Consider the following 15,892-nt stretch of genomic DNA (forward strand, 5'->3'; position numbering starts at 1 on the left):
CGGGGGCCGGAGCACCGGGCAGGCCGGCCAGGCCGCCGGGCGAGGCCAGCACGGTCGGCGCCTGCTCGACCGGCGCCGCGCCCACGGGCGGGGTGACCGGAGCACCGGGCAGGCCCATCGGGCCCGGCCCGGCGTCCGGCGACGCGAGCAGCGTCGGGGCCGGCTCGGCACCCGGGGCGGGCGCCGGAGCCGGCAGGGCGACGGGCGGGCCGACGGGCGGGGCGAAGGGCGGCACGGCCGGGGGCCGGGTGGGACCGCCACCCGGAGGCATCAGCATCGTCGCGGCCTCGGCACCGGCCGGGGCGGGCGTGTCGGGCAGGTCCGAGCCGGAGGTGCGCAGGCCCTCGGACATCAGGACGGCCGCCGCCTCGACGCCGACCGGGGCGACCGGGGCGACCGGGGGCACGGACGCGGACGGCACCGCCGCGACGGGCTCCTCGCCGGGCGGCGGGGCGAGCATCGTCGGGGCGTCCCCGGCGGGCCGGTCGGAGACCGGCGGCTCGGTCAGTACGGCGGGCTCGGGCACCCCGGCGGGCACAGGAGCCACAGGCGGGACGGACGCAGGCGTCTGATCCGCCACAACGTGCGCAACGGGCGCGACGGGCGCATCCGCAGCCGCACCCCCCAGCCGCTCCGCCTCCGCCGCGATCGCCGCGGCCCCCGCATCCTGCAGCCACTGCGGCGGGCTGAGCAGGAAGGAGGTCGCCTCCACCGGCCCCGGAGCGGGCTTCGCCGCCCCGGCCGGGTTGGCCGCGACCGGCCGCCCGTACACCTCCTCGTACTGCCGGACCACCTCGTTGACGGGCAGCGCGGGCCACAGCGTGCTGGCGCCCGAGTCCCGGGCGATCACCAGCCGCGCCTCACCCGAGCCGCCCGAACCGTCGGCCGCACCGGCGGCCGCGTCCCCGGACGGCACCGCCCAGCAGACGAAGCCCAGGTCGAACTCCCGGACCCGCACCTCGCGCTGCTGCCCCTGCGGCACGCCGCCGTTGATCCACTCCTCGGCGAGCTCATGCGCCTGCGCGTACGTCACCACGCCCGGTTCACCCCTGTCCGCATCCTCTTCGTCCCCCGCTCCACCTGCGCCACGGCGCCCACCCCGGTCAGCCCACCGGGACGGCCCGGGCGAACCCGCCGTCCACCATCAGCTCGGCGACCGTCTCCAGCTCCGGCGGGCTGCCGGCCAGCCGCAGCAGGAAGGCGTCGAAGTCGTCCCCGCAGGGCAGCAGCAGCCGGGCGCAGCGGTCCTCCGGGGCCTCCGCCGCGCCGGTGTCGCGGGCGTCGTCGTACAGGTGGAACCAGACCGAACCGGTCCGGTCGCCGCGCACCTTGAGCGCGACGATGCCGCCCTGCACGTAGGCGATGCCCAGGTAGTCCTTGGTGAGGTGGTCGCGCAGGCACTTGTTGGCGTACACGACGTCCTCGGTGCCGTACTCCTCGGTGAGGGTCAGGAACGGCTGGTCGAGCAGCAGGCCCAGCTCGGTGTCCAGCGCCACGCCGACCGGGGCGCGGCCGCCGCCCAGCTTGAGGAAGGTGCGGTAGGCGCCGGGCAGCCGGTAGCCGAGGCGCTCCTCGGCGCGCTGCACCAGGTCCTCGGGGACGCCGATCGGGTCGCCGCCGTCCTTGGCCAGCGAGAAGTGGACGGGCCGGTGCTCCTGCAGCGGGCGGGTGCCGCGGCGGTTGTGGTCGGCGGGCGAGGTGGCCAGGCCGCCGTGGTGCCGCAGCAGGGCCTTGACCTCGACCGGCACGAGCTCCATCCGGCGCCAGCCGGGGGCGGCCCGGCCGACCGCGTGGTGCCAGGTCCAGCCGGGCGGGGTGGCCACGGCGGTGTCCAGGTCGGCCCAGAGCGGGTGGCCCTGGGTGAACAGCGCGACGTTGGCCGAGACGTAGTCGGTCAGCCGCAGTTCGTCCACGCCGAAGCCCTCCGGCGGGTCGGCGACCTCGGCCGCCGCGGCGGCGTACGGGCCGAAGTCCGGGTAGCCGGACTCGTCCACCCGGACCCCGGCGGGGTGCCGCTCCGCGCGGACCGGGTCCGGGAACTGCACCACCTGACCTGCGTACGCCGCGTTCGGTGCGGCGGCGACGCCGGGCCGACCTGTCGTCATCTGGGAGCCCCCACTGGCTGCTGCAAATTCTCAGTGCGCTTGCTGGGCACCAGCCTAGGGCCTGCCTTCGAACTCCCGCCGTCCGCCCGGAGGACGAGCGGACGGCGCTGGGGGCGGTGTTGAGCGTTCATCCGGGAGTTGGGGCCGAACCGCTCGTACGCGCACCTCGCCCACGGGCGCCGGGGCCGCCGATCGGCCGTACGGCGTCGGCGAGTTCGTCTCCGCCGGTGAGCACCGCCCCCGGCGATCCGGCCGCCATCGCACGGGTGTTCGCCCATCCCGCACCCCGGTTGTGCGGTTGTCGGAGCCGGATGACAGGCTTGCCCCGGACCGACAGGAATCAACAGGAACCGGACCGCCAGGAACGAGCAGGAGGACGACGGATGACCACCGGTGAGCCGGCGGACCCGCCCGTGCTGCGCCACCACCGCGACAGCCTGCTGCCGGCCGTCGCCGCCGCGCTGTCGCTCAAGGGCGGCGAGGTGCACACCCTGGCGGGCGACAAGGACGACCGGCGTCCGGTCCTGCACGCGCTGGTCGGCGGCTTCCTGGACACCCTGCCGGTCGAGGCCCGCGAGCGGTTCACCGGCCGCTGCCCGGAGGCCGTCCTGCTCTCCCAGTACCTGACCACGGTCGACGGCAAGCGCTCCAAGCGCGCGGCCCGCAAGCCGTTGAGCCTGCACGAGGCCCGCAAGGCGCTCAAGGGCTCCCGGATGACGACCGTCCGGATCCGCGAGGAGGGCGACCCGGCGCACGGCACCCACGCGCCGCCGTGCCGCTCCTGCGCTCCGATGCTGGAGCACTTCACCGTGCTGAGCGTCGCCGTCGGGCCGCCCGCGCGCTGACCGTCCGGCCGCCCGTGCGGCGGGCCGACCACGCACCGGCCGCACCCCGTACGCCCCCTGTCCCCGAGTCCCGGAGTCCGCCCTGAATCCGCCCAGCCCGCCCCCGCCCCCGCCGGCCACCCTCGCCCCGACCGGCGCCCTCGGGCGGACCCGCCCGCGCTTCCCCGCCGACGTCGCCGCCGAACTCAAGGCGGCCGGCTGGCACCCCGGCCGCTGGCTGATCCGGCAGGCCGAGGAGTGGGCGGACACCCTGGTCGGGTACGGCGGGCCGGACGGCGTCCGGCACGCGGTGTTCCCGGCGGCGGTGGAGGCCTGGGCCGAGTTCGGCGGCCTCGCCTTCGACCTGACCGGCCCGGGCCGCCAGCTGGCCCGCACCCCGTTCCTGCTCGACCCGCTGTGCGGTCTGCACCAGCCGCGCACCCTGCTCGACCTCGGCCGGGCCCTGGGCAGCCGGCTCGCCCCGCTCGGCGAGGAGGCGTACGGGCAGGCCCTGCTGGCCGTCGACGAGGAGGGCCGGGTCTACAGCCTGGACCACACCGGCGAATGGTTCCTGGGCCACGGCATCGACCAGGCGATCAGCACCCTGATCCTGGGCACCGCCCCGGAACGGCTGCGCACCTCCGAGGACTGCGGCTGACGCAGGACCGCGGCTGACGCAGGACCGCGGCTGACGAAGGACCACAGCGGACAGAGGACCACAACTGACGCAGGACCGCGGCTAACGCAGCCGCTCGGCCCGCACCGCCAGCCGGGACGGCAGCACCGCCTCGACCCGGAAGCCCCCGTCCGCCTCCGGCCCGGAGGAGAAGGTGCCGCCCAGCGCGATCACCCGCTCCCGCATCCCGACCAGCCCGTTGCCGCCGCTGGGCAGCCGCGCCGCGCCCCGCTCCCCGTCCGGGCAGGCGTTCACCACGCTCACCCGCACCCCGTTCGGCGCGTACGCGAGCAGCACGGACACCTGCGCGCCGCCCGCGTGCTTGTGCGCGTTCGTCAGCCCCTCCTGGACCACCCGGTACGCGGTCCGCTCGGCCTCGCCGGTGAACTCCCGCCGGCTGCCGCTGACCGTCAGCGTCACCGCCATCCCGGCCGCCCGGGACTGGTCGACCAGCCGGGGCAGCCCGGCCAGCGAGTCCGGCTCGGGCTGGCGCTCGTCGTCCATCCTCAGCACGCCGAGGATCTCCCGCAGCTCGTTCAGCGCCTGCCGGCCCACCTCACCCATCAACTTGGCGCTCTGCGCGGCCTTGTCCGGGTCCTTGCCGGCTATTCGCTCCAGCGCCCCGGCGTGCACCACCATCAGCGAGACCCGGTGCGCCACCACGTCGTGCATCTCCCGGGCTATCCGGGTGCGCTCCTCCAGCCGGGCCCGACGGGCGCGCTCCTGCGCCTGCTCGGCCAGCAGGTCCAGTTCGGCCTCCAGGCCGTGCGCGCGGTCCTGGAGCGACTCGATCAGCCGCCGCCGCGCCCCCACGTACAGGCCGGTCACCACCGGCGCGACGGTCAGCCCGACCGCCACCAGCAGCGACAGCAGGATCTGCCCCCACAGCGGCGGCCGCTCCGCCAGCGAGTCGTCCGGCGTCATCAGCGACACCGCTATCACCGCGGCCGCCTCGGCGAAGGCGAGCCCGGACAGCGCCACCACCCGGCGGCGCCGCGAGGGCCACTCCCAGGTCTCCGCCAGCGTGTACAGCGCCACCACCAGCAGCACCACGCCCAGCATCCCGGGCATGAACAGCAAGGTGACCAGCACCGGTACGGCCGGCCAGCGCCGACGCACCACCAGCGAGCCGCCGGCCAGCGTGCCGAGCACGGCTATCCCGATCGCGCCCGCGGTGCTCACGTGCAGCCGGGCGGAGAGGAAGGCGATCGTGCTGACCGAGCACTCGACCGCGGCGAGCAGGGCCAGCCCGATGTCCAGGAGGGCGCTGCGCGGCCGCTCCCACCACCAGAACGACCGGACCGGCACGCGCTCCCCAGGCGACTTGCTCATGCGTGACAGCCTAAGCGGCAACCCCGTCCCCTCCCCACCGGGATAACCCCGTACACCTCGATGGACGGTCAAGTGGTCCAGACCACAGGTGGTTTTCGGCAGGCCTGTCCGCCATCCGGCCACCTCGCGGACAGCGACCGCCCCGACACCTATGCTGGTCGCGTCGGACAGCGCGGTCCGCACGCGTCACACCCGCCACACTGCGCGTGGACCTGTGACGATGAGCCGTTGCCGAACCCCACCACCACAGGGAGCCAGCCGTGACCGCTCCGGTCCCCAACCCGGCGGACAGCCCCACCGCCGTCGCCGACAACGCCGCCCTGCGTGCGGACATCCGACGCCTCGGTGACCTGCTCGGCGAGACGCTGGTCCGCCAGGAGGGCCCCCAGCTGCTGGGCCTGGTCGAACAGGTCCGACTGCTCAGCCGCACCGATGGCGAGGCCACCGCCGAACTCCTCTCCGACATCGACCTGGACACCGCCGCCAAGCTGGTCCGCGCCTTCTCCACCTACTTCCACCTCGCCAACGTCACCGAGCAGGTGCACCGCGGCCGCGAGTTCGCCACCCGCCGCGCCCGCGAGGGCTCGCTGCTCGCCCAGACCGCCGACCAGCTCGCCGAGGCCGACCGCAAGCACCTTGAGGACACCCTGGCCCACCTCGCGGTCCGCCCGGTCTTCACCGCCCACCCCACCGAGGCCGCCCGCCGCAGCGTGCTCAACAAGCTGCGCCGGATCGGCGAACTCCTCGACCGCATCCACCGCGAGGAGCTCACCTCCGGCCTGGCCGCCGCCGATCCGGCCCGCACCAGCAGCGCCAAGCGCTCGGCCGACCGCCGCCTCGCCGAGGTCATCGACCTGCTCTGGCAGACCGACGAGCTGCGCATCGCCCGCCCCGAGCCCACCGACGAGGCCCGCAACGCCGTCTACTACCTGGACGAGCTCTACCGCGAGGCCGTCCCCGAGGTCCTGGAGGAGCTGCACGAGGAGCTCGCCCGGGTCGGCCTGAACCTGCCCGACGGCGTGCGCCCGCTCACCTTCGGCACCTGGATCGGCGGCGACCGCGACGGCAACCCCAACGTCACCCCGCAGGTCACCTGGGACGTCCTCAACCTCCAGCACGAGTACGGCATCAAGGACGCCCTCGCCGCCATCGACGACCTGCGCAACACCCTCTCCACCTCCGAGCGGCTGGCCGGCGCCTCGGTCGAACTGCTCGCCTCGCTCAACACCGACCTGCACCGGCTCCCCGAACTCAGCCCCCGCTACAAGCGGATGAACGCCGAGGAGCCCTACCGCCTCAAGGCCACCTGCATCCGGCTCAAGCTGGAGAACACCCGCGAGCGCCTGGCCGGCGGCACCACGCACGTCGAGGGCCGCGACTACCTCGGCACCCGCGAGCTGATCGCCGACCTGCGGCTCATCCAGGACTCGCTGCGCTCCCACCGCGGCGAGCTGATCGCCGACGGCCGCCTGGCCCGCGCCATCAACACCATCGAGGCCTTCGGCCTCCAGCTCGCCACCATGGACGTGCGCGAGCACGCCGAGGCCCACCACCACGCCCTCGGCCAGCTCTTCGACCGGCTCGGCGAGGAGGCCTGGCGCTACGCCGACATGCCCCGCGAGTACCGGCAGAGGCTGCTCGCCAAGGAGCTGCGCTCGCGCCGCCCGCTCGCCCCCACCCCGGCCCCGCTGGACGAGGCGGGCACCAAGACCCTCGGCGTCTTCAACACCATCCGCGAGGGCTTCGAGCGCTTCGGCGACGAGATCGTCGAGAGCTACATCATCTCCATGTGCCAGGGCGCCGACGACGTGTTCGCCGCCACCGTGCTGGCCCGCGAGGCCGGCCTGATCGACCTGCACGCCGGCATCGCCAAGATCGGCATCGTGCCGCTGCTGGAGACCACGGACGAGCTCCAGCAGGCCGACCGCATCCTGGACGAGATGCTCTCCGACCCCTCCTACCGACTGCTCGTCGCGCTGCGCGGCGACGTCCAGGAGGTCATGCTCGGCTACTCCGACTCCTCCAAGTTCGGCGGCATCACCACCTCCCAGTGGGAGATCCACCGCGCCCAGCGCCGACTGCGCGACGTCGCCCACCGCTACGGCATCCGGCTGCGGCTCTTCCACGGCCGCGGCGGCACCGTCGGCCGCGGCGGCGGCCCCTCCCACGAGGCCATCCTGGCCCAGCCCTGGGGCACCCTGGAGGGCGAGATCAAGGTGACCGAGCAGGGCGAGGTCATCTCCGACAAGTACCTGCTGCCCTCCCTCGCCCGGGAGAACCTGGAGCTGACCCTCTCCGCCACCCTGGCCGCCTCCGCGCTGCACACCGCCCCGCGCCAGGCCCCCGAGGAGCTGGCCCGCTGGGACGCCGCGATGGACCGGGTCTCCGCGGCCGCCCACACCTCCTACCGCGCCCTGGTCGACCAGGACGACCTGCCGAAGTACTTCTTCGCCGCCACCCCGGTCGACCAGCTCGCCTCGCTGCACCTGGGCTCCCGCCCGTCCCGCCGCCCCGACTCCGGCGCCGGCCTGGACGGCCTGCGGGCCATCCCGTGGGTGTTCGGCTGGACCCAGTCCCGCCAGATCGTCCCCGGCTGGTACGGCGTCGGCTCCGGCCTCGCCGCCGCCCGCGAGGCCGGCCTCGGCGACGTGCTGGACGAGATGTACGGCCAGTGGCACTTCTTCCGCAACTTCCTGTCCAACGTCGCCATGACGCTGGCCAAGACCGACCTGCGGATCGCCCGCCACTACGTCGAGCAGCTGGTGCCCGCCGAGCTGCACCACATCTTCGACCAGATCGTCGCCGAGCACGACCTCACCCTGCGCGAGGTGCTCCGGCTGACCGGCGAGAGCGAACTGCTGGAGCACAACCCGGTGCTGAAGCAGACCTTCACCGTCCGCGACGCCTACCTCGACCCGATCTCCTACCTCCAGGTGGCGCTGCTGCGCCGCCAGCGCGAGGAGGTCACGGCCGGCCGCCACGAGGACCCGCTGCGCGCCCGCGCGCTGCTGCTGACCGTCAACGGCATCGCCGCCGGCCTGCGCAACACCGGCTGACGGCAGGCAGGGCACGACGAAGGGGCCGTCCTCCATCCCGCGGGCTGGAGGACGGCCCCTTCGGTCCGCTCTAGACCTTCCACACGCCGATGACCAGCGGTCCGTACTTCCGCTGGAAATCCGTCACCAGCTCCTTCTCGTCGAGCTGTGTCTCGTCGAAGGTCCTGATCTTCAGACCCGAGCCGTCGGCCGCGACCTCCCAGTCCAGGAAGCGCAGCCCCTTCGACTTCCAGTAGTCGAGGTCCGCCCTGGCCTTCTCGCTCACGGCCCGCAGCTCGGCGTAGGAGTGCAGGACGTCCTGGAACGCCACCTCCACACCCTCCGACGCCTTCACCTTGGCCCGGACCGCATCGTCGAAGCCGCCGGCCCCCGGGACGCGCTTGACGTAGACCTTCTTCGCGTTCACGTCCCAGCAGTAGCCGAGGAGCCGGCTCGGGAACTGCTTGACACCCAGGTCATCGATGGCGTTGACCAGGTCATGCTCCTCCTGCTTGGGCCTCACCGACAGGTCGAAGGCGCCCCTGGAATCCGTCAACCGGAGCAGCCGGTAGGACGGGACCCTCGTGAAGTCGTCACCAGTCCAGGAAATCGGGACCGGACGAGCGCAGTCGGTATCGATCACCCGGGAGTAGTCACCGGACTGCGTCGGGCCGGCACCGGAGCTGTCCGCAGGGCTCCCCGCCGCCGTCAGCGCTGTCCCGGCGGCGGCCGTCGCCTGCCCGTCGCCGCCGTGGCCGAGCTGGGTCACCGCCCCGGCCGCGAGTGCGAACACGGCCAGCGTCGCCGCCCCCCGCACCGCGACCCTCCTCCGTGCCCGCCGTGCACCGGCCGCCCGCAGCCCGGCCAGCGGCACCACGGCGCCGGTCACCGCGTCCGCCCGGGCGCCGAGCCGGACCACCAGGTCCCGTTCGAACGCGCTGTCCGCGCCGTGGATGTCGTTCTCATCGGACATTCTGTGCCAACTCCTTTTCGGTCGACAGTTCCTGACGAAGCGCCCGAACGGCCCGGGCCAGGTGGGTCTTCACGGTCGGAACCCCGCACCCCAGCTCCTCCGCCACCCGCGCGACCGGGAGGTCCACGTAGTAGCGCAGCACCACCGCCGCCCGCTGCCGCTTCGGCAGGGCCCGCAGCGCCTCGGCCAACCGGCCGTCCCCCGCGTCCGCCGGCTCCTGTGCGGTCTCCGGCAGCACGGACGTCAGCACCTCCCGCCGCGTCCGCCGCCAGCGGGAGACGTGGGTACGGACCATCGCCGTCCGCACGTACCCCTCGGCGGCGTCCGGGTCGCGGATGGTCGAGCGCTTCGGGTACACCCTCGCCAGGGCGTCGTGCAGCAGGTCCCTGGCGTCGTGGACGTTCCCGGTGATCAGGAAGGCGCTGCGCAGGAGCGCCTGGTACCGGGCCGCGACGAACACGTCGAACGGATCCCCGTCGACGTCTCCCGAGCCCCTCGAATCACGCTTCATGTCCACAGGACGCACCGCCCACCGGAAACAGATGACAAGCCGATCGACGGACTTTCCGCGCAGCACAAAGGGGCCAGTGCTCACCGAGCACCGGCCCCTCCGTCGTGCGTTCCTACTCCGCGGGCTCGCCCGCGTGCCTGCGCTTGAGCCACAGCGCCGCACCGCCGGCCACGACCACCAGGCCACCGCCGACCGCCAGCAGCCCGGCGTCCGGGCCGACCGAATCGCCGAGCACCGGGGCGAACTGCGCCGCCGCGGGCTCCGGCGAGATCGCCGGATCCGGCTCCGCGACCGGATCGGCGTGCGCCACCGCACCGCTCGACAGCAACATCCCGGCCGCCCCCAGCGCACCGGCCGTGCCGACCCGCCGTCCGAACTGCTTCAGCCGGACCACCCGGAGCCGCCGAAGTCGGCGAACCGGACGCAATCTCCGCATCGAGAACTCCCCAGGACCCGTTCGCGTACCACGCCGACGCTATCCGATCCCGCACAGGCTTCTCACATGGATTCAGGTTTGGAACGGCAAGCGTTGTACGACTGTTGCGTACCCGGAGGCCGAACCGGAGGAGGCTCGTGACATTGCGTCAGGAGTTGTACGTGCCCTGCGCCCGCTCCAGCCCCTCGGACAGCAGCGCCTCCACCGCGTCCGCCGAGCGGTCCACGAACCACTCCAGCTCCTTGCGCTCGGTCGAGGAGAAGTCCTTCAGCACGAAGTCCGCGACCTCCATCCGGCCCGGCGGACGGCCGATCCCGCAGCGCACCCGGTGGTACTCCGGGCCCAGCGACTTGGTGATCGACTTCAGCCCGTTGTGGCCGTTGTCCCCGCCGCCCAGCTTCAGCCGCAGCGCCGCGTAGTCGATGTCCAGCTCGTCGTGGACGGCGATCAGCGCCGAGGCCGGCACCTTGTAGAAGTCCCGCAGCGCCGTCACCGGCCCGCCGGAGAGGTTCATGAAGGACATCGGCTTGGCCAGCACCACCCGCCGGCCCGCCAGCCGCCCCTCGGCCACCTGTGCCCGGCTCTTGTGCGCCTTGAACTTCGCGCCCATCCGCTGCGCCAGCAGGTCCACCACCATGAAGCCGATGTTGTGCCGGTTCCGGGCGTACTGCTCGCCCGGGTTGCCCAGCCCCACCACCAGCCAGGGGCCCTCGTAGTCCTCCGCCATGTCCTCAACTCCTCGCGATCGCGCTCGACGTCATCATCCCGGACGCACCGCTGCCCCGGCCGCTCCTGCTGGAGCGACCGGGGCAGCGGTCTCAGCTGTTCAGGCCCTGGAAGGCTCAGGCCTCGGTGGCCTCGGCCTCGGCGGCCTCCTCGGCCGGGGCGGCCTGGGCGGCGATGACCTGCAGCACGACGGCGTCGGCCTCGACGGCCAGCGAGACGCCGGCCGGCAGGACGATGTCCTTGGCCTGGACGGAGGCACCGGCCTCCAGGCCCTCGACGGAGACGGTGACGGCCTCGGGCAGGTGGGTGGCCTCGGCCTCGATCGGCAGGGCCTGCAGGACGTGCTCCAGCAGGTTGCCACCGGCGGCCAGCTCGCCCTCGGTGTGGACCGGAACCTCGACGGTGACCTTCTCGCCGCGCTTCACCAGCAGCAGGTCGACGTGCTCGATGGTGCGCTTGATGGCCTCGCGCTGGACGGCCTTCGGCAGCACGTACTCGTCCTTGCCCTCGATCGGCACGACCAGCAGGGCGTTCGGGGTCTTCAGGGCCATCATCAGGTCGTGGCCGGGCAGGTTCAGGTGAACCGGGGCGTGGCCGTGGCCGTAGACGACACCGGGGACGAAGCCGGCGCGGCGGGCGCGGCGGGCGGCACCCTTGCCGAACTCGGTACGGGTCTCAGCGGCAAGGCGGATCTCGGACACGACTGCACTCCTCGTGAAGACTGGCGCGGGGGTGCAGGGACGCGAAAAACCGCCGGGACCACACCCTCAGTACGTTGGGGGTCGCTCGGCGGCAACGGCTTCTGCCGGTGGACGGGATTCCACCACCGGCAGCGCGTCGATCACGGAGTCGGCGCCCGTCCAGCGGGCACACGGCATCCCTCGCCGAGCAGTTTCACGAGTCTAACCGCACCGGTGCCCTCCCGTGAAATCGGCGGCGGCCCCGGACCGTGGAGGTACCGGGGCCGCCTGCGCGGGGCTTCGTCAGTGCACGCCCTCGAAGAGGCTGGTGACCGAGCCCTCCTCGAAGACCTCGCGGATCGCGGCCGCGATCGACGGGGCGATCGACAGCGTGGTGATCTTGTCCAGCTGGAGCTCCGCCGGGGTGGGCAGCGTGTTGGTGAACACGAACTCGCTCACCCGCGAGTTCTTCAGCCGGTCCGCGGCCGGGCCGGAGAGCACGCCGTGGGTGGCGGCCACCACGACGTCCGCGGCGCCGTTGTCGAACAGCGCGTCGGCCGCGGCGCAGATGGTGCCGGCGGTGTCGATCATGTCGTCGACCAGGACGCAGACCCGGTCCTGGACGTCACCGACGACGTCGGCCGACAGGATGGTGTTGGCCTGGGTGATGTCGCGGCGCTTGTGGATGATCGCCAGCGGGGCGTCCAGCCGGTCGCACCACTGGTCGGCGACCTTCACGCGGCCGGCGTCCGGGGAGACGACGGTCAGCTTGTCGCGGTCCACCTTCCCGCCGATGTAGTCCGCCAGCAGCGGCAGCGCGAACAGGTGGTCCACCGGGCCGTCGAAGAAGCCCTGGATCTGCGCGGTGTGCAGGTCCACGGCCATCAGGCGGTCGGCGCCGGCCTGACGCAGCAGGTCGGCGACCAGGCGGGCGGAGATGGGCTCGCGGCCGAGGTGCTTCTTGTCCTGGCGGGCGTACCCGTAGAACGGCAGGATCGCGGTGATGCTCTTGGCGGAGGCCCGCTTCAGCGCATCGATCATGATCAGCTGTTCCATGATCCACTGGTTGATGGGAGCCGTGTGGCTCTGCATCACGAAGCAGTCCGCGCCGCGCGCCGACTCCAGGAAGCGGACGTAGATCTCGCCGTTGGCGAAGTCCAGGGCCTTGGTCGGGACCAGCTCCGTCCCCAGTGCCGCGGCCACCTCCCTCGCCAGTTCCGGGTGGGCACGGCCGGAGAAGAGCTTCAGTTTCTTCTCACCCGACGTCGTGATCCCGCTCACTGCACCGTCTCCTCGCGTTGCTGACGCTGAACCCCTCCCCCGGTGGGTGGGCAGGGCAGCCCGCACCCACGGGGGATCAGGGAATTGTCGGTACGCCCGGACACGGGCGGTAAGGCCCAGTGGCGCACGTATGTCCCCAAGGTTACGCGCCCGCGCAGAAACCGTCCGCCTCGGGACCGTTCGGCGGGCTCCCGCCCGGCCCGTCAGGCCTCGGCGGCCCCGTCCGTCGCAGCCTTCGCGGCCTGCGCGGATACCGTTCCGGGGCGCTTGCGCTCGACCCAGCCCTCGATGTTGCGCTGCTGCGCGCGGTTCACGCCGAGTGCGCCAGCCGGCACGTCGCTGGTGATCACCGAGCCCGCGCCGGTGTAAGCGCCGTCACCGACGGTGACCGGAGCGATGAACATGTTGTCCGAACCGGTCCGGCAGTGCGCGCCGATGACCGTCCGGTGCTTGTTCACGCCGTCGTAGTTCACGGTGACCGAGGCCGCGCCGATGTTGGTGCCCTCGCCGATCGTGGCGTCGCCGATGTAGGACAGGTGCGGCACCTTGGCGCCCTCGCCCAGCTCGGAGTTCTTCACCTCGACGTAGGTGCCGACCTTCGCCTTGCGGGCCAGCTTGGCGCCCGGCCGCAGGTAGGCGTACGGACCGGCCATGGCCAGCTCGCCGATCTCGGCGCGGTCGGCCGTGGTGTTGCTCACACGGGCGCCGGCGCCGACCAGGGTGTCCTTCAGCGTCGAGTTCGGCCCCACCTCGGCGCCCTCGCCCAGGTGGGTGGCACCCTGCAGCTGGGTGTTCGGCAGCACGACGGCGTCCGGCTCGTACGTCACCTGCACGTCGAACCAGGTGGTCGCCGGGTCCACCACGGTGACGCCCTCGCGCATCGCCCGCTCCAGCAGGCGGTCGTTGAGCAGCCGACGGGCCTGCGCCAGCTGGACCCGGTCGTTGATGCCCAGGATGTCCCGGTGGTCCTCGGCGACCACGGCACCCACCCGGTGACCCGCCTTGCGCAGGATCTCCAGGGTGTCGGTCAGGTACTCCTCGCCCTGCGAGTTGTCCGTGGTGAGCTCGCCCAGCGCCTCGACCAGCAGCTTGGCGTCGAAGGCGAAGACGCCGGAGTTGATCTCGGTGATCGCGCGCTGGGTGGCGCTGGCGTCCCGCTCCTCGACGATCGCGGCGACGGTGCCGTCCTCGTCCCGCAGGATCCGGCCGTAGCCGAAGGGCTCGGGGACGACGGCGGTCAGCACGGTGACGCCGTTCTGCTGCGCCTCGTGCGCGTCCGCCAGCCGGCGCAGGGTCTCGCCGGTCAGCAGCGGCGAGTCACCGGCGGTGACGATCACCGTGCCGTCCAGCACCACGCCGTCCGCGGCCAGCACGTCCAGCGCGGTGCGCACCGCGTGTCCGGTGCCGTTCTGCTCCTCCTGCACCGCGGTGCGCGCCGCCGGGTAGTGCTCCGTCAGGTGCGCCACGACCAGCTCGCGCTGGTGGCCGACCACCACGACCAGCTGGCCCGGCGTCAGTTCACCGGCCGCCGACACCGCGTGGCCCACCAGCGAGCGCCCGCACACCTCGTGCAGCACCTTGGGCAGCTTGTTCGACTTCATCCGGGTCCCGCCACCGGCGGCGAGCACGACAACGGCGGCAAGCGAATTGGCACCCATGCGGGGAGGCTCCTCGGTAGGTTCACAGAGAGGGCAGAGCAGGCCCGGCCCGGACCCAGGCCGGTCGCCATTCGCACAGTCCGCCGAGCAGCACCGACAATACCGGCGCTGGGGGAAACGCCCGAACCCGAGGCGTGTAGAGGCTCCGCCGCTAGGATTCGAACCCAGACAAAGGCCTCCAAAGGGCCCTGTGCTGCCATTACACCACGGCGGACAGTCCTGTCAGACCCTACCCGAGTCGACCCGTCCGTGGGTATCAACTGCCCCGATCCGCAGGCTCGAATCCGCCGCGGCCGCTCGAACGTCCGGGGCCGGGGGTTCATCCATCCAGTCGGGTGAATTCACTCAAGCGCCGCGCGGCGGTGTGTTCCCCTGGACACGGAGCGCAACCTACGATGCCGTAGGTTACGCCAACGTAGGCTCCGCTCTCTCCCGTTCCGGGACGCCGCAAAGGGACGCCCATGACCATCCAGGCAGGCGAGGGGCGCGCGGGGACCGCCGCGCAGCATCCCGCCCACTCCCCCGATCCCGACGCCGACACCACCGCCGGGACCGCCGGCGCCGAACCGGTCGGCGCCACCGCCGCCACCCGGCTGTCCGCCACCCGCGGCGGAGAGAAGCAGGGCTTCGCCGAGCGGATCGCCCTCGCACTGTTCATCCTCGTGCCGTTCTCCGCGCTGGTGGCCGCCGTACCGGTGGCCTGGGGCCGGGGCCTGGGGTGGACGGACGTGGCGGTCACCGTCGCCATGTACTTCCTCACCTGTCACGGCGTCACCGTCGGGTACCACCGCTACTTCACCCACGGCGCCTTCAAGGCGAACCGCCCGATGCGCCTGGCGCTGGCGATCGCCGGCAGCCTGGCGGTCGAGGGCCCGCTGGTGCGCTGGGTGGCCGACCACCGCAAGCACCACCGTTTCAGCGACAAGGACGGCGACCCGCACTCGCCCTGGCGCTACGGGGAGAGCGTTCCCGCGCTGGTCAAGGGCCTGTGGTGGGCGCACATGGGCTGGATGTTCGACGAGGAGCAGACCCCTCAGGTCAAGTACGCCCCGGACCTGGTCCGCGATCCGGCCATGAGGCGGATCTCCCGGCTGTTCTGGCTCTGGACGACCATCTCGCTGCTGCTGCCCGCACTGATCGGCGGCCTGGTGAGCCTGTCCTGGGAGGGTGCGCTGTCCGCCTTCTTCTGGGGCTCGCTGGTCCGGGTCGCGCTGCTGCACCACGTCACCTGGTCGATCAACTCGATCTGCCACGCCGTCGGCCGGCGTCCGTTCCGCTCCCGGGACCGCTCCGGCAACGTCTGGTGGCTCGCGGTGCTGTCCTGCGGCGAGTCCTGGCACAACCTGCACCACGCCGACCCGACCGCCGCCCGGCACGGGGTGCTGCGCGGGCAGATCGACTCCTCGGCCCGGCTGATCCGCTGGTTCGAGCTGGCCGGCTGGGTCCGGGACGTCCGCTGGCCGGACGCGCAGCGGATCGCCGCCCGCCGCGCCGCATGAGGCGGCGCTTCCAGCATGATGTAGGGGTGAACGGGAGCAGCGCAGACAGCACAGGCGGTCACCACAGCACGCGGACGGACGCGGCGCCCGGAACGGCGCCGGCCCGTCCGCAGGCCGCTGCACCGGCGAGCGGGGCCGCCCACGGGGGTGCCGAAC

13 protein-coding genes, 1 tRNA gene and 1 pseudogene are annotated in these 15,892 nt (G+C 72.9%); 4 read left to right on the top strand and 11 right to left on the bottom strand.

Features of this window, described 5'->3' with window-relative positions; genetic code table 11:
- Positions 1-1,036 (bottom strand): annotated as a pseudogene (locus tag RZ50_RS28905) (hypothetical protein); the annotation flags it as partial.
- Between the two features lie 67 nt (positions 1,037-1,103).
- Entirely contained in the window at positions 1,104-2,105 is a 1,002-nt protein-coding gene (locus RZ50_RS05445) for an SMI1/KNR4 family protein (protein WP_196952325.1), read from the bottom strand.
- Positions 2,106-2,488: 383 nt separating this feature from the next.
- Between RZ50_RS05445 and RZ50_RS05450 the strand changes: the two genes are divergently transcribed.
- Together RZ50_RS05450 and RZ50_RS05455 are read left to right on the top strand one after the other, a co-directional pair.
- The gene (locus RZ50_RS05450; RefSeq protein ID WP_254801993.1) at positions 2,489-2,950 is read left to right on the top strand and encodes a YwqJ-related putative deaminase; all 462 of its coding nucleotides are present in this window, start codon (positions 2,489-2,491) and stop codon (positions 2,948-2,950) included.
- 82 nt (positions 2,951-3,032) lie between these two features.
- Positions 3,033-3,587, top strand: a complete 555-nt coding sequence (locus RZ50_RS05455; RefSeq protein ID WP_196952329.1) for an SUKH-3 domain-containing protein — start codon at positions 3,033-3,035, stop codon at positions 3,585-3,587.
- Positions 3,588-3,668: 81 nt separating this feature from the next.
- Here the strand turns inward: RZ50_RS05455 and RZ50_RS05460 are convergent, their stop codons facing one another.
- Positions 3,669-4,937: a sensor histidine kinase gene (locus RZ50_RS05460; protein ID WP_196952323.1), complete on the bottom strand. Its 1,269-nt coding sequence runs from the start codon at positions 4,935-4,937 to the stop codon at positions 3,669-3,671.
- 260 nt (positions 4,938-5,197) lie between these two features.
- Here RZ50_RS05460 and ppc point away from each other — a divergent pair, with 260 nt between their 5' ends.
- Positions 5,198-7,993, top strand: coding sequence for a phosphoenolpyruvate carboxylase (ppc, locus tag RZ50_RS05465; protein WP_196952322.1), 2,796 nt, complete (start codon positions 5,198-5,200; stop codon positions 7,991-7,993).
- Between the two features lie 70 nt (positions 7,994-8,063).
- On the opposite strand, the gene RZ50_RS05470 is transcribed toward ppc, so the two are convergent.
- From RZ50_RS05470 to RZ50_RS05505, 8 genes are all read right to left on the bottom strand, one after another.
- A complete protein-coding gene (locus RZ50_RS05470; RefSeq protein ID WP_196952321.1) occupies positions 8,064-8,945 on the bottom strand; it encodes a hypothetical protein in 882 nt (293 codons plus the stop codon).
- The gene (locus tag RZ50_RS05475) at positions 8,935-9,456 is read right to left on the bottom strand and encodes a SigE family RNA polymerase sigma factor (protein WP_196952320.1); all 522 of its coding nucleotides are present in this window, start codon (positions 9,454-9,456) and stop codon (positions 8,935-8,937) included. The genes RZ50_RS05470 and RZ50_RS05475 overlap by 11 nt, the downstream gene beginning before the upstream one ends.
- Before the next feature lie 112 nt (positions 9,457-9,568).
- Positions 9,569-9,892: a hypothetical protein gene (locus tag RZ50_RS05480; protein ID WP_196952319.1), complete on the bottom strand. Its 324-nt coding sequence runs from the start codon at positions 9,890-9,892 to the stop codon at positions 9,569-9,571.
- A 148-nt stretch (positions 9,893-10,040) separates the two neighbouring features.
- A complete protein-coding gene (gene pth, locus RZ50_RS05485; protein WP_196952318.1) occupies positions 10,041-10,619 on the bottom strand; it encodes an aminoacyl-tRNA hydrolase in 579 nt (192 codons plus the stop codon).
- A 115-nt stretch (positions 10,620-10,734) separates the two neighbouring features.
- Positions 10,735-11,319, bottom strand: coding sequence for a 50S ribosomal protein L25/general stress protein Ctc (locus tag RZ50_RS05490; protein WP_196952317.1), 585 nt, complete (start codon positions 11,317-11,319; stop codon positions 10,735-10,737).
- 282 nt (positions 11,320-11,601) lie between these two features.
- The gene (locus RZ50_RS05495) at positions 11,602-12,579 is read right to left on the bottom strand and encodes a ribose-phosphate diphosphokinase (protein ID WP_196952316.1); all 978 of its coding nucleotides are present in this window, start codon (positions 12,577-12,579) and stop codon (positions 11,602-11,604) included.
- A gap of 203 nt (positions 12,580-12,782) precedes the next feature.
- Positions 12,783-14,237, bottom strand: a complete 1,455-nt coding sequence (glmU, locus tag RZ50_RS05500; RefSeq protein WP_196952315.1) for a bifunctional UDP-N-acetylglucosamine diphosphorylase/glucosamine-1-phosphate N-acetyltransferase GlmU — start codon at positions 14,235-14,237, stop codon at positions 12,783-12,785.
- Between the two features lie 143 nt (positions 14,238-14,380).
- A tRNA-Gln gene (locus tag RZ50_RS05505) sits at positions 14,381-14,451 on the bottom strand.
- 247 nt (positions 14,452-14,698) lie between these two features.
- Here RZ50_RS05505 and RZ50_RS05510 point away from each other — a divergent pair.
- Complete coding sequence (locus RZ50_RS05510; RefSeq protein WP_196952314.1) at positions 14,699-15,736, top strand: fatty acid desaturase; 1,038 nt, start codon at positions 14,699-14,701, stop codon at positions 15,734-15,736.
- Positions 15,737-15,892: the final 156 nt, after the last annotated feature.

The sequence above is a fragment of the Kitasatospora sp. SUK 42 genome (assembly GCF_015776785.2).
In the GTDB taxonomy this organism is placed as follows: Bacteria; Actinomycetota; Actinomycetes; order Streptomycetales; family Streptomycetaceae; genus Kitasatospora.